Annotated in this window: 2 protein-coding genes; both read left to right on the top strand. The window is 43.6% G+C overall.

The features are described 5' to 3' along the window. Window positions 1-19 precede the first annotated feature (19 nt). Complete coding sequence (locus ABK447_RS13270; protein ID WP_349909084.1) at window positions 20-12,280, top strand: SDR family NAD(P)-dependent oxidoreductase; 12,261 nt, start codon at window positions 20-22, stop codon at window positions 12,278-12,280. Beyond that, the gene (locus ABK447_RS13265) at window positions 12,280-17,052 is read left to right on the top strand and encodes a type I polyketide synthase (protein ID WP_349909083.1); all 4,773 of its coding nucleotides are present in this window, start codon (window positions 12,280-12,282) and stop codon (window positions 17,050-17,052) included. The genes ABK447_RS13270 and ABK447_RS13265 overlap by 1 nt, the downstream gene beginning before the upstream one ends. The last annotated feature ends 46 nt before the right edge of the window (window positions 17,053-17,098 follow it).

Here is a 17,098-nt window from a genome sequence, read left to right as displayed (position 1 = left end):
AAGGAGCGGGTGGAGGCCAATGGTTCATTTGAATAAACAGAGTGCGGATATCGCGATAATCGGGGTTGCTTGCAGATTCCCCGATGCAGATCATTATCATGAATTCTGGGAAAACATAAATAGCGGCAAAGATTCCATCCGGGAAGTGCCGATTGAACGGTGGGATCCCGATCTTTATTATTCAGCTGATATCAGTATACCGAACAAAACAATCAGCAAGTGGGGAGGTTTTATTCATAAAGCTGACCATTTCGACCATAAGTTTTTTAATATCTCTCCCCGGGAAGCGAAAAACATGGATCCTGAGCAAAGAATCCTTTTAGAAGAAACTTGGCGGTGCATCGAAGATTCCGGGGTTTCTTTGCAGGATCTCCAGCGTAAAACCACTTCTGTTTTTGCGGGTATTATGAATTCTGACTACCGGCAGACAGGTCATGCTGAATCGGAAATCGACAGTTATGCCTGTTTAGGAAGTTTCGAAGCTATGCTTTCCAACCGGCTTTCATACACATTCGGTTTGACCGGAAAAAGCATGTCTGTAAATGCCGCTTGTGCATCATCGCTTGTTGCTTTACATGAAGCGGTTAAGTCATTGCGGACAAAAGAAAGCGATTATGCAATCGCATCGGGAGTAAACTTGAATTTCCAACCCGGAAAATATATTTCTTTTTCTAAAGCCAGAATGCTGAGTCCTGACGGCAAATGTAAAACCTTTGACGCAGCAGCGAACGGGTACGTTCCCGGAGAAGGGGCAGGCGTTGTATTGCTGCAGCGCCTTGGTGATGCAGTAAAAGCCGGTCACCATATATACGGGATCATAAAAGGGACAGCTGTTAATCATGGCGGTAAAACCCGTTCCATAACCGCTCCCAGAGCAGAAGCGCAGTGCCGGGTCATCTCAGAAGCTTTACACAACGCTGCTGTCGATGCTGCGACGGTTTCTTATGTAGAAGCACATGGCACAGGTACATCTCTGGGCGATCCGATAGAAATAGAAGCATTGACAAAAGCGTATCGGCAATATACTGAGGATACTCAATATTGCAGGATCGGAAGTGTGAAAACAAATATCGGTCATACAGAAGCAGCGGCGGGAATGGCCGGATTGATAAAAGTTCTAATGATGATGAAACACCGGAGGGTGCCGAAAAGCCTGAATGTACATACGGTAAACCCAATTATACAGTTTGAAAAAACACCGTTTAGGCCGGCGCTTGATTCAAGTGATTGGAAGGCGGCAGACGGGGCTCCGCTCAGGGCGGGAATCAGCTCCTTCGGTTTTGGGGGTGTCAACTCTCACGTCATCATTGAAGAATTTATACATACAAAAGACGAATCTGACAGAAAAGGAAGGATACCCTTCCTTTTTTCCGCTAAAAGTGAAGAAAGCATGAAACAAATGATACATCATTGGAGAACCTTTGCTGACGATTCAGAGGAATTTTGCAAAATATCAAATGAAGTGATCAGCAGCACCCTTTTAACAAGGACATCGTTTGATTACAGGGCTGGTTTATTGGCAGGCAGCAAGGAGGAATTTAAAAATCAGCTTAAAGAGGGATTGAGTTTTCGGAGGAAACAAGATTCTGAATGGGCGCTTGCCGTCGGTGACTTCAAATGGGAAAGTTATAAACAATTTGCCGTTTTGAAACGGGTGTTCCCTGATTTAGAAAAGAACGTAAGGCCGGTGCTGAAGGGTATACCAACATTGCACAGTTCATTTAAAAGAAAATGGACACCTGAGAAAATCCGCTTGTATTCTTTAGTTATCAATACGGAAATCATAAAAAGTATCCTGGCATCCGGTTTTAAGCCAAGCCTCATTACAGGCGCCGGAGACGGATATTACGTCGCTCTTGCAGCAGCGGATATCATCAAAATTGAAAAGGCCATTTCTGTAATCACAGGCGCTGAAAAACCTTCGCGCATATCCTGTAAGCCGCCGTCCATTCCATTTGTCAATCCGTACACTTCAAAAACGTACCCGCCGGTTCGATTAAACGAAGATTATGTAAGGATGCTGCTGAACGGTCTGAGCTTCCAGGCTGATTTTGCAGACCGCCTGTACGGGAAAACACGGCTGCTTCTTGAGCACCAATATACGTTTAAAGGGTTTTTAGAAGAGTGGGATAAAGCGGGAAAGACTCAGGAAATCGAGATTTTATCTTATATTGTGAATCGCACGGCGGATAAAAGAAACGCATTGCCGGCTGATGAGGAAGCGGCGATCATGGCTATCCTTGCCTCTATGAGAAGACTGTATAAGAGATGGGATTTAACAGATTATGATGGATTCTTTAATAATGATTATGTTCTGGAAATATTAAATTTACTGGATGAAGGAATCTTGTCTAAAGAACTTTTTCTGAGCATGTTATTGAAAAAGCAAGACGGAATTAAACAGGCTGTTGCTTGTATTAATGAGCAGCCGGCAGGTTTTTATGATAAAACTCGTTTTCCGTTGATGACAGAATACAATCAAATGGATGCCGTGTCTCAGGAGATAGCTGACCATATGCCGCTTCACACGGAAGAAAAGGGAACGGAGCCGGATGTGAATATTTCTGATTTTTCAGTTTTTAAATTCGGATCGCTCCCTCCATCAGCAAAACTAAACAAAGCGGCTGCTTTTGAAGCGGACAAACCAGCCGATGAGGCTCTATATCATTCATTTATGCAAATGTGGCTTTCAGGAGAAGAGATTGAATGGGCGAAACTAGGTGATTATCATAAAAGAAAAGCACCGCTTCCGCCTTATCCGTTTGAGCGCTCTCAATTTTCTTTAAACCCTCAGCCGGTAAAATCAGACGCGGCTTTTTCAGAAAAGAAGAATCAGGCACTTTATACGCCGGTATGGAAAGAAACCGCACTTGAGAATGAGGCGGGCAGCGGCAAAGCCTGTACTATTTTGTTGTTCTCAAGTAACAAAGACTATTTTGAAGAGCTGAAAAAAAGAGAGAATACGTCCGCATATCTTATTATGCCCGGTGACCGTTTAGAGCAGATAAGCGACAGTGTTTTCACGATCAACAGGCAGCGTCCCGATGATTATCAAAGTGTCATTCGTCTGTTAAAAGAAAAAGGCGCAGCGCCTGATGCAATTTTGCATACGTGGTCTGAAAAACGGCCTGAACTGGAAGAAACACTCGAATCAGGAATTTATTCCGTGTTTTATCTGACTAAGGCTTTAATCAGCGAGAACCTTATAAACAAAGTAACGTTCATTTATACATTCAGCGCAGATCAAAAAGAAAAATTGCCGTATTTTGAAGGTGTGAACGGTTTTTTAAAATCGGTAAAACAAGAATATCCGCAGCTGCATTGTAAGACGGTTTGCTTTGAACATGATTCGGCATCTGTTTCATTTTCAGAAAGGGCTGACATTCTTCATAAAGAAATAAACACAGCGCCTGATCGGCATATTCATATCACTTACAGAGGCTGCGTAAGATATGCACGGATGTTAGTGAAGCAGAGAGAAACAAACAGAAAGACCATTCAATACCCTGAAAAAGATAAAGTGTATTTAATTACAGGGGGATTCGGGGGGATTGGCAGTAAAGTCGCTGAATATTGCGCGAAAACTGAAAGATCCACCATTATTCTATCGGGGCGATCTGCTTTAAACGGAGATAAGCAGAAACATTTAGAATACCTGAACAGCTTTAAAGCAAAGGTTTATTATATACAGGCGAATATATCCGATAAAGAAGCGGTAAAAAAAATGATTGACGGTATTACCGATCAGCATGCAGGTCTTCATGGCGTCATTCATTGTGCAGGAGTTATCAGAGACTCGCTGTTTTTTCGAAAAACAAAGCATGAACTTTCAGAGGTGATTGCTCCGAAAGTTCATGGTGCATTGAATCTTGATCATGCAACGAAGTCGCTGGAATTGGATTTTTTCGCCGTTTTTTCTTCAGTCGTCTCTATTGCAGGGAACGAAGGCCAATGTGATTATGCATATGCAAACGGCTTTTTAGATCATTTTGCCGAATATCGGGAACAGAAACGGCAAAATTCTCTGCGCAGCGGCCGCACGCTGACAATCAATTGGCCTTTATGGCAAGACATCGGAATGGGGGCGAACCTGTCAGGTCAAGGGCGGACGTCTCTTTTTCATGGTTCCGGGCTCGAAGAACTTCCTGCTGAAGACGGAACGGAATGGTTTTCGCGGATTGTAACTTCGGGTCAGCTGCATAATATTGCAGTCTGCGGTGATCATGAGCGCTTTGAACAATTTATGCGGCAGAGATTTTTGACGGACGAAACAGAGACAGGCAGTGCCATTCCTTTGGCTCAAGGCGATATTTTGGATCAGACAGTTTTGTTTTTAACCAATATCATCTCCTCTGAGGTCGGTGCAGAACGGGAAGAGATCGATCAAGATGTGCATCTGGCTGAATATGGAATGGATTCGGTTATGATTCATCAATGCAACACAAAGCTGGAGCAGTCACTGGGAGCAATTTCGAAAACGCTTTTATTTGAATTTCATACAATCAGAGATTTAGCAGATCATCTTGTAAAGGAATATCCGGATCGGCTGGGGCGTTTATTTTCACGGGAGGAAAAAGGAAAACAGATTCAGAGCATTACCCCCGCCAGACCGGAACAAAACATCACTGCACCTGCGGCGGAGGAAAAAGAACATCTTGACGGGATAGCGGTAATCGGTATCAGCGGCCGTTATCCCGGGGCTGAAAATATCGAAGAATTGTGGGAGCTTCTATCAAAAGAGAGAACCGCAATCACAGAAATTCCGAAAGAACGATGGAATTATGAGACCTACTATGATCCAGACCCCGCTAAAGCGCATGAGGGGAAAATTTATTGCAAATGGGGCGGATTTTTAAAGAATGCTGAATCATTTGATTCTTTGTTTTTCCAAATATCGCCGAGAGAAGCAGAAGCGATGGATCCACAAGAACGAATATTTCTCGAAACCGTGTGGAAAGCATTTGAAGATTCGGGATATACCATTGAAGGGTTGAGAAAGCAGACCGAAAAACATGTCGGTGTATTTGCGGGAGTGACGACCAATTCTTACAAGCTGCTCGGCGAAAGAATACCGACTGACAAAAACGATGTACTTCCAAATTCGTTCCCATGGTCTCTCGCGAACAGAGTGTCTTACACATTTGACTTTACAGGTCCCAGTGTCCCTGTAGATACGGCTTGTTCTTCATCCTTAACGGCAATTCACATGGCTTGCCAAAGTTTAACAAAGGGTGAGTGCTCGGTTGCGGTTGCGGGAGGAGTAAATTTGTATCTTCATCCTTCTGACTATTTATACCGATGTCAGATGGGAATGCTTTCAAAATCGGGAAAATGCAGAAGTTTTGGAGAAGGCGGCGACGGTTTCGTGCCCGGGGAAGGTGTAGGGGCCGTTATTCTTAAACCGCTTAAAGATGCCATACGTGATAATGATACTGTGTACGCCGTCATTAAAGGAACGGCAATTAATCATGGCGGAAAGACAAATGGCTATACGGTGCCTAATCCTGCCGCACAGGCGGATTTAATTCAAGGAGCTCTTAAAGCGGCCGGTTGGAGCGCCAGAAGTGTCAGCTTTATTGAAGCCCACGGCACGGGAACGCCGCTGGGTGACCCGATTGAAGTTCGAGGCCTGACCAAGGCGTTTAGAGCTTATACCGAAGATGTTTCATATTGCTCTCTCGGATCGATTAAATCTAACATCGGCCACCTGGAAGCGGCCGCGGGTATTGCCGGCCTGACAAAGATTATCTTACAAATGAAGTATAAAAAAATAGCCGCAACACTGCATGCTGAACGGGTGCATCCGGATCTTTATCTGGAAGAGACACCTTTTTGCCTCCAGCAGGAAACCGCCGACTGGATAAAACCCGCGAATGAAAAACATTCTGACAGCAAATATCCGCGGCGTGCGGGATTAAGTTCTTTCGGAGCGGGCGGGGCAAATGCTCATATCCTTGTGGAAGAGTATGAGTCTGCTGCTGACTGTCATACGAGGCGTGAGGAAAGTGAGGAACTTATCGTACTCTCAGCCAAGCATTCACTGAGTTTACGGGAATCAGCAAAACAGCTGGAGGAATATCTTCAAAAGGCCCGTCATAAGCAGGGCGAGTTTTTACAGCAAGCGGGAACAAACAAGCCGCTTCACCTTTCTGATATTGCGTATACCCTTCTTGAAGGGCGTGAAGCCATGCCGGAAAGGCTTGCTGTCATTTCAAATAATATCGATGATCTGATGTTGAAATTAAATCACTTTTATAATGGAATTGACGATCACGAAATATTTAGAGGGAAAAAACCGAATCATAAACGCAGACAGCAGCAATCGGATCTTCCGCTCAAATCCGGCGGCACCACATTAACCGAAATGGCTGAATTTTGGGTATCAGGAGGCAATTTAAGCTGGGAAGATTTCCGCACCGGCAGAAAACCGAGAAAAATTGCCCTGCCGACTTACCCTTTCTTAAAAAACAGACTGTGGGTGTCAAATAAGGCGCAAACAACATCAGCAGCCGGTACAGCTCCTTTATTTGATTTTTCAGCAGGTGAGTGCCGATTTTATAAAACGCTTTCTGATTCTGAATATTATGTAAAAGACCATGTTGTGCATGGGAAAACGGTTCTGCCCGGAGCGGCAATCATCGAAGCGGCCAGAGAAGCGGGAGAGAGGCTGTACGGAAAATCAGTCATAAAACTGAGTCAGGTTGTATGGGCGGTTCCGATAACCGTTGAAAAAGAAAAGACGATAATGATAGATCTGCTGCCGAATCAAAAAGACGGCAGATTTGTGGTGAAAACCGATATGCAACCTGAAGCGGCAGTTCACTGCCAAGGAAACATTACCACATGCGGAGATCAAGATGCCTCTCATACAGAGCGTTTTCAATTGGACAGCTGGTTAACCGGACAGAAAAGATTAATCAGCGGCGCTGAATGTTACAGGGATTTCCGGCAGAGCGGTTTGGACTATGGAACCAGTTTTCAGGTAATAAAACAGCTGTTTATCCATGAAAATGCTGTTCTTGCACGAATATCACTTCCTGAGAGCATTCATAAAAAATCCGGCACGCTGCTGGAACCGTGTTTATTGGATGGCATTTTTCAATCCACAACAGGGTTTACGTCCAGTCAGCAAGACGATCACATCGCATATTTGCCTTTTGAATTAGGTGAGCTGGAGATTCTTCACGCACCTTCGGCAAACGGCTTTGCTTATATTACAGCTGCCGATGAAAGACAACATGATGATGTCAAAAGGTTTCATATACTATTTATGGATGAAAACGGATCTGTAAGTCTTAAAATAAAAAACTTAGCGTTGAAGGCATTAAGGGCTGCACCGCAGACTCAGGATGAGCGGCATTCAGTTAAGTATTACACAGATATGTGGAAGCGGGCCCCTATGCTTCATCAGCCTGAAGCCAGCGGTTTAAACAGCTGCCTTGTGATTTCACTCCGTCGGGATATATCAGAACCGCTGATCCGCCAGGCATATAAAGATATCGGCCTGAACATGATCTTTGTCCGCCATGGCGGCAGTTTTCAAGAAAAAGAAGCTGATTCCTTTGAATTGAACAGCGTCAAACTTGACGGCTATAAGAAATTGCTGGCGATTCTTAAAGAAAGACAAGTGACAATTGACCGCGTCATTTTAATCGGGATGAGCCCTGAAACGGGAATTGAGCAGAACATTCGTGAAAAGCTGGAAGAGGCTGTTTTGCCGGTTTTCAATGTAACGAAAGCTCTGTTAGCAACAATCCCAAGACATAAAATCCTGATATCACATGTATTTTTCACAAGGGAAAATCAAATCTTACCTTATCAAATGGCAATCAGCGGCTTTTTTAGGTCGCTTCATTTAGAACATCCTATGTTGTCCGGTAAAAATATTGAAATACACAGCGACGAAATTCAGTTACAGCTGAACACCGGTCTGCCTGAATTAAAAAACCTTGTGAAAGAAACAATCATCAGCGATGATACTTCAGAAATCAGATACAGAGATGGAATCAGGCAGGTAAAGCACTCTGCAGAAATTGAAAGTGCCGAGCCCCCCGAAAAGATGGAAGTAAAAGAAGGGGGAGTTTACCTCATTACAGGAGGAACAGGCGGTCTGGGACTGATTTTCGCCAGACATCTTGTGCGAAAAGGGAGAATAAAACTTGTCCTTATCGGCAGGTCAGAGCTTTCTGAGGAAGCCGTAAGCAATGTAAAAGAGCTCGAAAAAAACGGATCAGAGGTTTTTTATGTAAGAACCGATATTTCTGATAAGGAAAATGTCAATAACCTGATAAAACTCGTCAAAAACAAATTAGGTCCTGTTAAAGGAATTATTCACAGCGCCGGTGTGATAAAAGATTCATTACTCATCAATAAGCGTGAAGAGGATCTCGATTCAGTTTTGGCCAGCAAGGTTTACGGAACAATATGGCTTGACCGGTATACAGACAGAGAACCTCTGGACTTTTTTGTTATGTTTTCATCTATCAGCGCAATAATCGGGAATGCCGGACAAACTGATTATGCTTATGCAAACCGGTTTATGGATTATTTTGCGGAAATGAGAGCGGCGGAAAATAAACCTGGAAAAACAGTCTCGATTAATTGGCCTTTATGGAAAGAAGGCGGTATGCAAATTGATATTCATTCAGAGAAGTTCCTTTATGACCGTTTCGGAATGCTGCCTCTGGTAAAACGGGAAGGCCTTGCAGCATTTGATCAAGCAATGACAGGGTGTGAACATCAAATAATGGTATTTAGCGGTAATGAATTAAAGCTGGAACGAATGATAACGATTGACAGCGGAAAAAGTGATCCGGCAATCGCCGACGAAAATCACGAACCGAAAGAGCTGTCAATAACTGAATCTTTAAAAAGCACTTTGACACGCATCATCACCGGCGTATTAAAAATTGAAGAACGGGAATTTGATTTTGAACTGCCGATAAGTGAATACGGATTTGATTCAATTATGTTTACAATGCTGGGCAACGAATTAAACGAAACTTTAGGAATATCAATGATGCCGTCAGATTTTTTCGGTCTTACTGATTTTAATGAACTTCTTGAGTTTTTAAAGAGTGAGTATTCCGAGGAGCTTCATCTCTGCGGTTCTTTTTCTTCAGATGAATCTGCGGCGAAAGACCGGAGAGAAAATCTGATTGAGGGCATCGCAAAGATGATGTCAAGTATTTTGAAGATTGACAGAAAGGAAATAGAAGAAGAGACTTCATTCGGCGAGTACGGATTTGATTCTATTACGTTTACCAGACTCGGAAATGAAATCAATCAACAATATGGTACGGAATTATTGCCGTCCATTTTCTTTGAATGCAATTCACTGGCTGAAATGACTGATTATGTAATCGAGCAATACGGAGAAATCCTTTTTGCTGAGACAGAATCTTTTTCTGCAGCTGACGAAAAAACATTGTACAGCACGCCTCCGCCGGAATCTTATGAACATTCCCCTGAGCCTGAAAACAAAACCAGGCAAGAGGAAAGACATATGAATGAGCCGGTTGCAATAGTGGGAATAAGCGGCCGTTTCCCCCAAACAGATACGCTGGAAGACTTTTGGGAAGGAATTGAAAAAGGGCGGGATATGATTACAGACATTCCTGAAGACCGTTGGAACTGGAAAGAGTTTGACGGCGATCCGATCAGGGACGTCAATAGAACAAAAATAAAAAAAGGCGGATTTATCAAAGGCGCGGACAGTTTTGATCCGTTGTTTTTCGGGATTTCTCCCGCCGAAGCAGAATTAATGGATCCCCAGCAAAGAATTTTTATGGAGACTGTATGGAAAACAATAGAAGATGCGGGCTATAAGCCATCTGATTTGGCAGGGACGAAAACCGCGGTGTTTGCAGGGGTCGCCACAACGGATTATGCTGAACGTCTGAATGAAAATGGTGTCTCTGTTCAGGCGCAGACCGCAACCGGTTTAAATCATTGTATATTGGCAAATCGTATTTCTTACCAGCTGAACCTGACGGGTCCGAGCGAACCGATTGACACTGCCTGTTCAAGTTCGTTAGTTGCACTCCATCGTGCGGCTGAGGGGATTCAAAGAGGCGATTTTGAAATGGCGATTGCAGGCGGAGTGCATATTATGACAAGCCCTACTCTGTTTATAGCTTTTGATAAAGCAGGTATGCTTTCCAAAGACGGAAAGTGCAAAACGTTCGATAAAAGCGCTGACGGCTATGTAAGGAGTGAAGGGGCGGCTGCAGTATTGCTTAAGCCGCTCAGCAAAGCACAGGCAGACGGTGATCATATATATGGTTTGATTAAAGGGTCAGCTGTAAATCACGGCGGCCGCGCCAATTCTTTGACAGCTCCGAATCCGAACGCACAGGCGGACTTATTAACCGAAGCTTGGCGGAAGGCGGGAGTCAGCCCTGCCACTGCGGGATATATAGAAGCGCATGGCACAGGGACAAGTCTTGGCGATCCGATTGAAGTAAACAGCATCATAAAGGCATTTAAAACGTTATATCAAGAATGGGACATTCCTTTTGCGAAACAGAAATGCTGCGGAATCGGGTCTGTGAAAACAAACATCGGCCATCTCGAAACCGCTGCCGGAATAGCCGGAGTGATGAAAGTGTTACTGGCTTTTAAATATCGCAAACTTCCGGGACTCGCCCATTTTTCACAACTCAATCCATACATCAAACTGGAAAATACGCCATTTTATATCACAGAAACCGCTCAAAAGTGGAATCCGATAAAAGATAAAGAGAACAACGATCTGCCGAGGAGAGCGGGTGTCAGCTCATTCGGATTCGGCGGTGTGAACGCGCATATTGTTTTAGAGGAATATAGGGAACCTCAAAAAGAAATGCCGGAAAACAACGGTAACACACATATTTTTGTTTTATCTGCGAAAACCAAAGATCAATTACTTGAGTATATCCGGCTTATGCTTCAGTACTTGGATCGCGTGATTGCCGGTGACATGACCGTTAATGCCAGTGACATGGAATTTACATTGCAAAACGGCCGGGAAGCAATGAACGAAAGAATTGCCGTATGTGCAGCGAGTCTGACTGAGCTGAGAGATAAATACGTCAGCTTTCTTGATGACAGCAAGGTGCAAAAAGGCGTATTTATAAGCGAAAACACTGAAGAGCCCACAGCTGTTTCTGAATATATGATTGAGGAGGCTCTTCAAAGCGGAAAAGAGGAGCTGCTCGCACAATGGTGGGCCAATGGAGCCGAGTTTGAATGGAAGACAATCGGCAATAAGAAATTGAATAGAGTGCCGCTGCCAACTTATCCGTTTGCAAAAGAGAGTTATTGGTTCACCCCGAAAAAGAACAAAAGTGAGGTTAAGGTTAATAGCAAAAGTCTTCACCCATTAATCAGCGAGAATGTCTCAACATTAAAGAAACAAGCATTTAAAACTGTTATTTCCGGAACTGAATTTTTCGTCACTGATCATCTTGTTTCAGGAGACTATGTGCTGCCGGGAGCCGCTTCGCTTGAAATGGCTCTTGTTTGTGCGGAAATAAGCGGAGAAAGTAAAGTATATAAAATAAAAGACGTGATGTGGAACAGACCTATATTATATAAAGGAAAAACGCTGCACATTTATACCGACTTGGAAATGAAACAAGATAAGTTGAACGTAACGATATGTAAAGAGGGTCCGGATGGCGTGCAGCAAATCTGCACACAAAGTGAAACAGTATTCGGAGACATAAACAGAAATGCTGAGTATGTCGATATTGATAAGTTCAAACGCAGCAGTAAGGCTGTCATAAGCCGGGAAGAGTGTTATCACCGCTTCAGTCGTATGGGCCTGACATATCATAGCAGTTTTCAAACGTTGAAAGCCGTATACCGCGGTGATATGGAGTTAATGGCAGAATTGGAGCTTCCGGCTCATTTAGCGAACGGGTTTTCACATTTTACACTTCATCCTTCATTAATTGACGGCGGTTTTCAAGCGGCGGCATTTTTGTTAAGAGATAATGAGAAAGACGGCTTATTTGTTCCATATTCACTTAGAGAGCTTCATATTAAGAGGGCGCTTACTGCCCGATGCCATGTCTCGGTGAGAGAAACCGGTTTTTATACGTATAACATTGATTTTATTAACGAGAGCGGCGAAATAGCCGTGAGCATGAAAGACTTTTCTGTCAGAAAAGTGACCGGGGGAGAATTAACCGCAGGACGTAAAAATGAAGATCAGGAAATTCTCTTCTTATTAGAACAATTGAAAAACGGTGAACTTTCTGCTGACCAAGTTTATCAGCTGCTGGAGGGAAAATAGTGCAGATCAAACAAATACTTTCCTTAATTGAAGAACAGCAAATGTCTCCTGATGCAGGACTGGAGCTAATTCGCACTTACAGAAAAGAACAAATGGAAAAAAAGGCGGAGCCGGAATCACAAGCTCCGTCCCCAACCATTTTTTTTAAGAACGATTGGGTAAGGACAAATAACATTGATATGCCGAATCAGCAGGCACCGGGGAATATGCTGATTTTTGATCAGGATAACCGTCTGTTTCAGCATGCCGAGATGATGAATGGAGATCATAACCGTGTCATTCTCGTAACGCCCGATTCTGATTATAGAATTGAACGGAATAGATGCACAATCAATCCTTCTGATGAAAATCATGTCGAAATGCTGCTGTCTGATTTGGCTGTAAACGGATTTACACCTGATGTCGTGCTTTATTTATGGAACGAAGAAATCAGAGAATTCACTGAAGAATCCGTTAATGAAACTCTTCGCAGAGGGATCAACTCGCTCTTTTTATTATCAAAAGCTTTAATGCGGAGAAACGAACCTGTTACATTATTGCATATTTATTGGACAAGCGGTCTGAATCAGCCGTTTCAGGAAGCTGTCGGAGGGTTCATGAAAACGGTAAACATGGAAAGCTCCAAGCTTCAAGCGAAAACCATACAGATTCGCCATGAGGATTCTGACAAAAATCCTCCGGTTTCCGAGATGTGGGATGCTGCAATCAGTGAAATACAGCGCTTTCAAACGGATGAATGTGAGATTTTAATAGACTCACATACCCGTTATGTGAAAGGGCTGCAGCATATTGATAATCCGGAACACGATAACGGATCTGTAACGTATCAAAAAGGCGGTATATATATCATTACCGGAGGAGCGGGAAAACTCGGGCTGCTGTTTGCGGAACACATCGCTAAAGAAAACCAAGCCGTGATTATACTTACAGGCCGTTCTTTTTTAACCGCTGATCAAAAAGAACGGATCAGTAAGCTTAATGAGAGCGGCTCTATTGTTGAATATCAGCGGACGGACATCACAGATCGAACAGAGGCAGAGCGATTCATTTTCGGCGTTAAACAGCGGTACGGCAGCATAAACGGGATCATTCATGCTGCCGGCATCCTTCGTGACTCATTTCTTGTAAATAAAAGTCTCAGTGATTTTACGGACGTACTGAAACCGAAAGTTTACGGGACAATCTGGCTGGATGAGCTGACAAAAGACGAAGATCTTGATTTTTTTGTTCTCTTTTCTTCTTTTTCCGCTTATGGAAATGCCGGCCAAAGTGACTATGCGTACGCAAATCATTTTATGGACAGTTTTGCAGTGCTTCGATCCCAGCTCTCCCGAAACGGAAAAACCCTTTCAATCAATTGGCCGTTATTGAAAGATGGGGGGATGAGTCTCGACAGCAATGGAATCAACCAAATAAAAGAAAAATACGGAATGACTCCAATGCGAACTTCCTCTGTTTTCGAAGCGTTTCTAAAAATGCTGCGGTCTTCATTTACCAGCTTAATGCCTGCAGAAGGAAAGCGGGATAAAATGATAAAAGCGCTTTCTATTCAAAGAAATACAGCTGCAGCAGATCAAGATACACTCACGGCGGAACACGATGAAGAAGAGGAATATGCTGCGAAAGAAAAAGTCAATGACTATTTAATCAAGATCATCAGCGGTGTCTTGAAAATCCAAGCTCATAAAATAAATGCGAAGGACTCTTTTGAGAAATTCGGAATCAACTCACTTATGATCATGTCACTTATTTCAAAGCTTGAAGATACTTTCGGGGATCTTCCAAAAACAATCTTTTTTGAATATCAGAACATTGAAGAGCTTTCAAACTTCTTCCTAACATCTTTTAAAGAAAAAGTGCTTAAGGCCGCAGGGGCAGCTCCGGTAACAAGAGTGCCGAAGAAAAGAGAAAATCTGAGTAAAAAACAGCACCGGCAGCAGAGGGTTGCATCTGCACCGAGCATGGTTCAGCCGGGTGAGGATATTGCCATTATCGGTGTGAGCGGAAGATATCCGAATTCCGATACTCTTGAGGAGTTCTGGGAAAACATTGCCGGAGGGAAAAACTGTATTATTGAAATCCCCGAGGAACGTTGGGATTTCAGATCGAATTACAGTCCCGACAGAATGGAGAAGGGGAAAATCAACAGTAAGTGGGGCGGTTTTATCAGCGGTGTTGATCAATTCGATCCGCTGTTTTTCCACATTTCTCATAAAGAAGCTGAGCTGATGGACCCTCAGGAGCGAATTTTTCTCGAAACCTCCTGGCATACGTTTGAAGATTCAGGATATACAAAAGAGAAGCTTAACGGTATGAAAGCCGGTGTGTTTGTCGGAGCCATGTACGGACAATATCAATTATTCGGCGCAGAAGAAACTGCGCGGGGCAATCCGATTGCGCTCAGTTCCTTCTTTTCATCTATTGCGAACAGGGTTTCATACTTTTTTAATCTCTCCGGCCCGAGCATTGCACTGGATACGATGTGTTCATCATCGCTGACGGCCATTCACTTGGCATGTGAGAGCATTAAAAGAGGGGAAAGTGAAATTGCGCTTGCGGGCGGCGTTAATGTGTCCATACACCCCAGCAAATACCTTTGGCTGAGTCAAGGTAATTTTGTTTCCACCGAAGGATTGTGCAGAAGTTTCGGAGAGGGCGGAGACGGCTATGTCCCGGGAGAAGGTTCAGGAGCCGTCCTTTTGAAACCTTTGGAAAAAGCAATTGCTGATCAGGATCATATATACGGAGTGATTAAAGGAACATCTGTAAATCATGGCGGAAAAACCAATGGATTTACGGTTCCGAATCCGAATGCACAAGCTGAGCTGATTGCTGAAAATTTCAAGAAATCGGGCATCAGTCCGCGATCCGTCAGCTACTTGGAAGCACACGGAACGGGTACCTCGCTCGGAGATCCGATTGAGATTGCAGGATTGACAAAAGCGTTTGAGAAATTTACGGACGATAAACAATTTTGTGCCATAGGTTCAGTGAAGTCTAATATCGGACATCTGGAGTCTGCCGCAGGTATAGCAGCCCTTACAAAAGTTCTTTTACAATTTAAGCATCAGAAATTGGCGCCATCCATTCACTCGGAACAGCTGAACCAAAATATCCGATTTGAAAAGACGCCTTTTTACGTTCAGCAGAAAGAAGAAGAGTGGCGGAAAGAATCAGGCGCCTCCAACAGGAGAGCAGCAATCAGTTCGTTCGGAGCGGGCGGAGCAAATGCCCATGTCATTGTGGAAGAATATCAAAACCATGCGGACACACAAACAATAAGCGGTCCGTTTGCCGCAGTTCTCTCTGCCAAAAATGAAGACAGACTGAAAGAATACGCTCGGCGCCTTCTGCAATTCACAGAGCGGGAGACAAAGGCCTCGGCAGCTGATATCGCTTTTACATTGCAGACATGCAGGGAACCGATGGAAGACAGACTTGCTGTTGTAGCTTCCGATTTGCCGGAACTAAAGGAGAAACTGAGAACTTTCTGTACTGAAGGAACAATTGGGGAGGGCGTATACAAAGGGAATGTTACGAAAGATTTTGATAAAGTCTTTATCTTTCATGATCAAAAGATGAAAGATAAATTCCTCGAGGTGATGATGGAGACAAAGGACTTGAATCTTCTTGCAAAATTATGGTCTTTCGGGGCTGATATTCAATGGAGAGAGTTATATGAAGAATATACCCCGCAAAAGGTCAAGCTTCCTTTATATCCATTTGCTGAGGAGTCTTACTGGGTGCCTCGAAACCAAAGTGCAACATTTCCGGAAATATTGCCGCGGCAGTCTTCACTGCACCCGCTTCTGGATTCGAATGAATCTACTCTGGAACAGCAGTTTTTTAAAACGACATTAAGAGAAAAAGAGATTTGGTTAAAAGACCACATCGTAAAAAACAAGAGCATTCTCCCGGCAGCTGCTTTTCTTGAAATGGCATGTGCAGCGGGAACGCGGTCATATCGAAAGAAAAAGGTCACTCGTTTAAAAAACGTGATATTTGCCAGACCGGCCATGCTTTTGAAAGAGAGCCTGACCATTTACACTCACATTTCCGTAAAAGACGGCAGCATATTATTTAACATGTCACCTGACGAGGATGCTGCTGTAAGGACTGGATTTGTGACGGGGGAATTAGATTATGATCATCATTACAGTGATGATGATATAGAGAACATCGACAGACAAGAGATGATAAACAGAAGTGCTTTTGTCCGTGAACAAGATGAATGTTACGAGTATTTTCGGGAAAACGGGTTCCTGTATGGGCGCGCTTTTCAGCCGATTCAGCGTTTATGGGGCGGAAAAACGGAAGCGGTTGCACACTTATTGCTGCCAAAAGAAGCCGCATATGCTCTTGAACATTATACATTGCATCCGTCTTTAATTGATGGGGCTCTGCAATCTTTGTTCGGAATTACGGACGGAAGAGAAGAGGCATCTGTTTATGTTCCTTTTTCAATAGGAGAGATTACGGTTCGGAAAAAGGTTTCAGCAGAATGCTGGGCTTATGCGCGTAAAACAGGCCAAAAAGGTCAATCCGAGCTTATTTACGATATTCAGCTGCTTAATGAACAAGGAGAAAGACTTGCAGGTTTGAAGGATGTAACCATTCGTAAAAAAGAAACGTTTTCCGCGGAGGCACAGACTCGTGCAACAGCGGATTCCAATGGAAAGAACGAGAGAGTAAAAGAGCTCCTCAGACAATTAAAAGCGGGCGAACTGACTGCGGAGGAAGCAGATTATGCGCTGGAGCGTATGCAGGATTAGTTTATCATTTTGCGGCAGTGCCATTTGTAAAGGGGATGAAGATTTT

It is taken from the genome of Bacillus sp. hwrm1 (genome assembly GCF_040207805.1).
GTDB lineage: Bacteria > Bacillota > Bacilli > Bacillales > Bacillaceae > Bacillus > Bacillus velezensis.
The sequence above is the reverse complement of the archived record's forward strand: the minus strand, read 5'-3'. Positions and strand labels throughout refer to the sequence as shown.

Bases quoted from the DNA above. Each gene is read 5' to 3' on its own strand.
- ABK447_RS13270 (WP_349909084.1), top strand. From the start codon at position 20: ATGGTTCATTTGAATAAACAGAGTGCGGATATCGCGATAATCGGGGTT.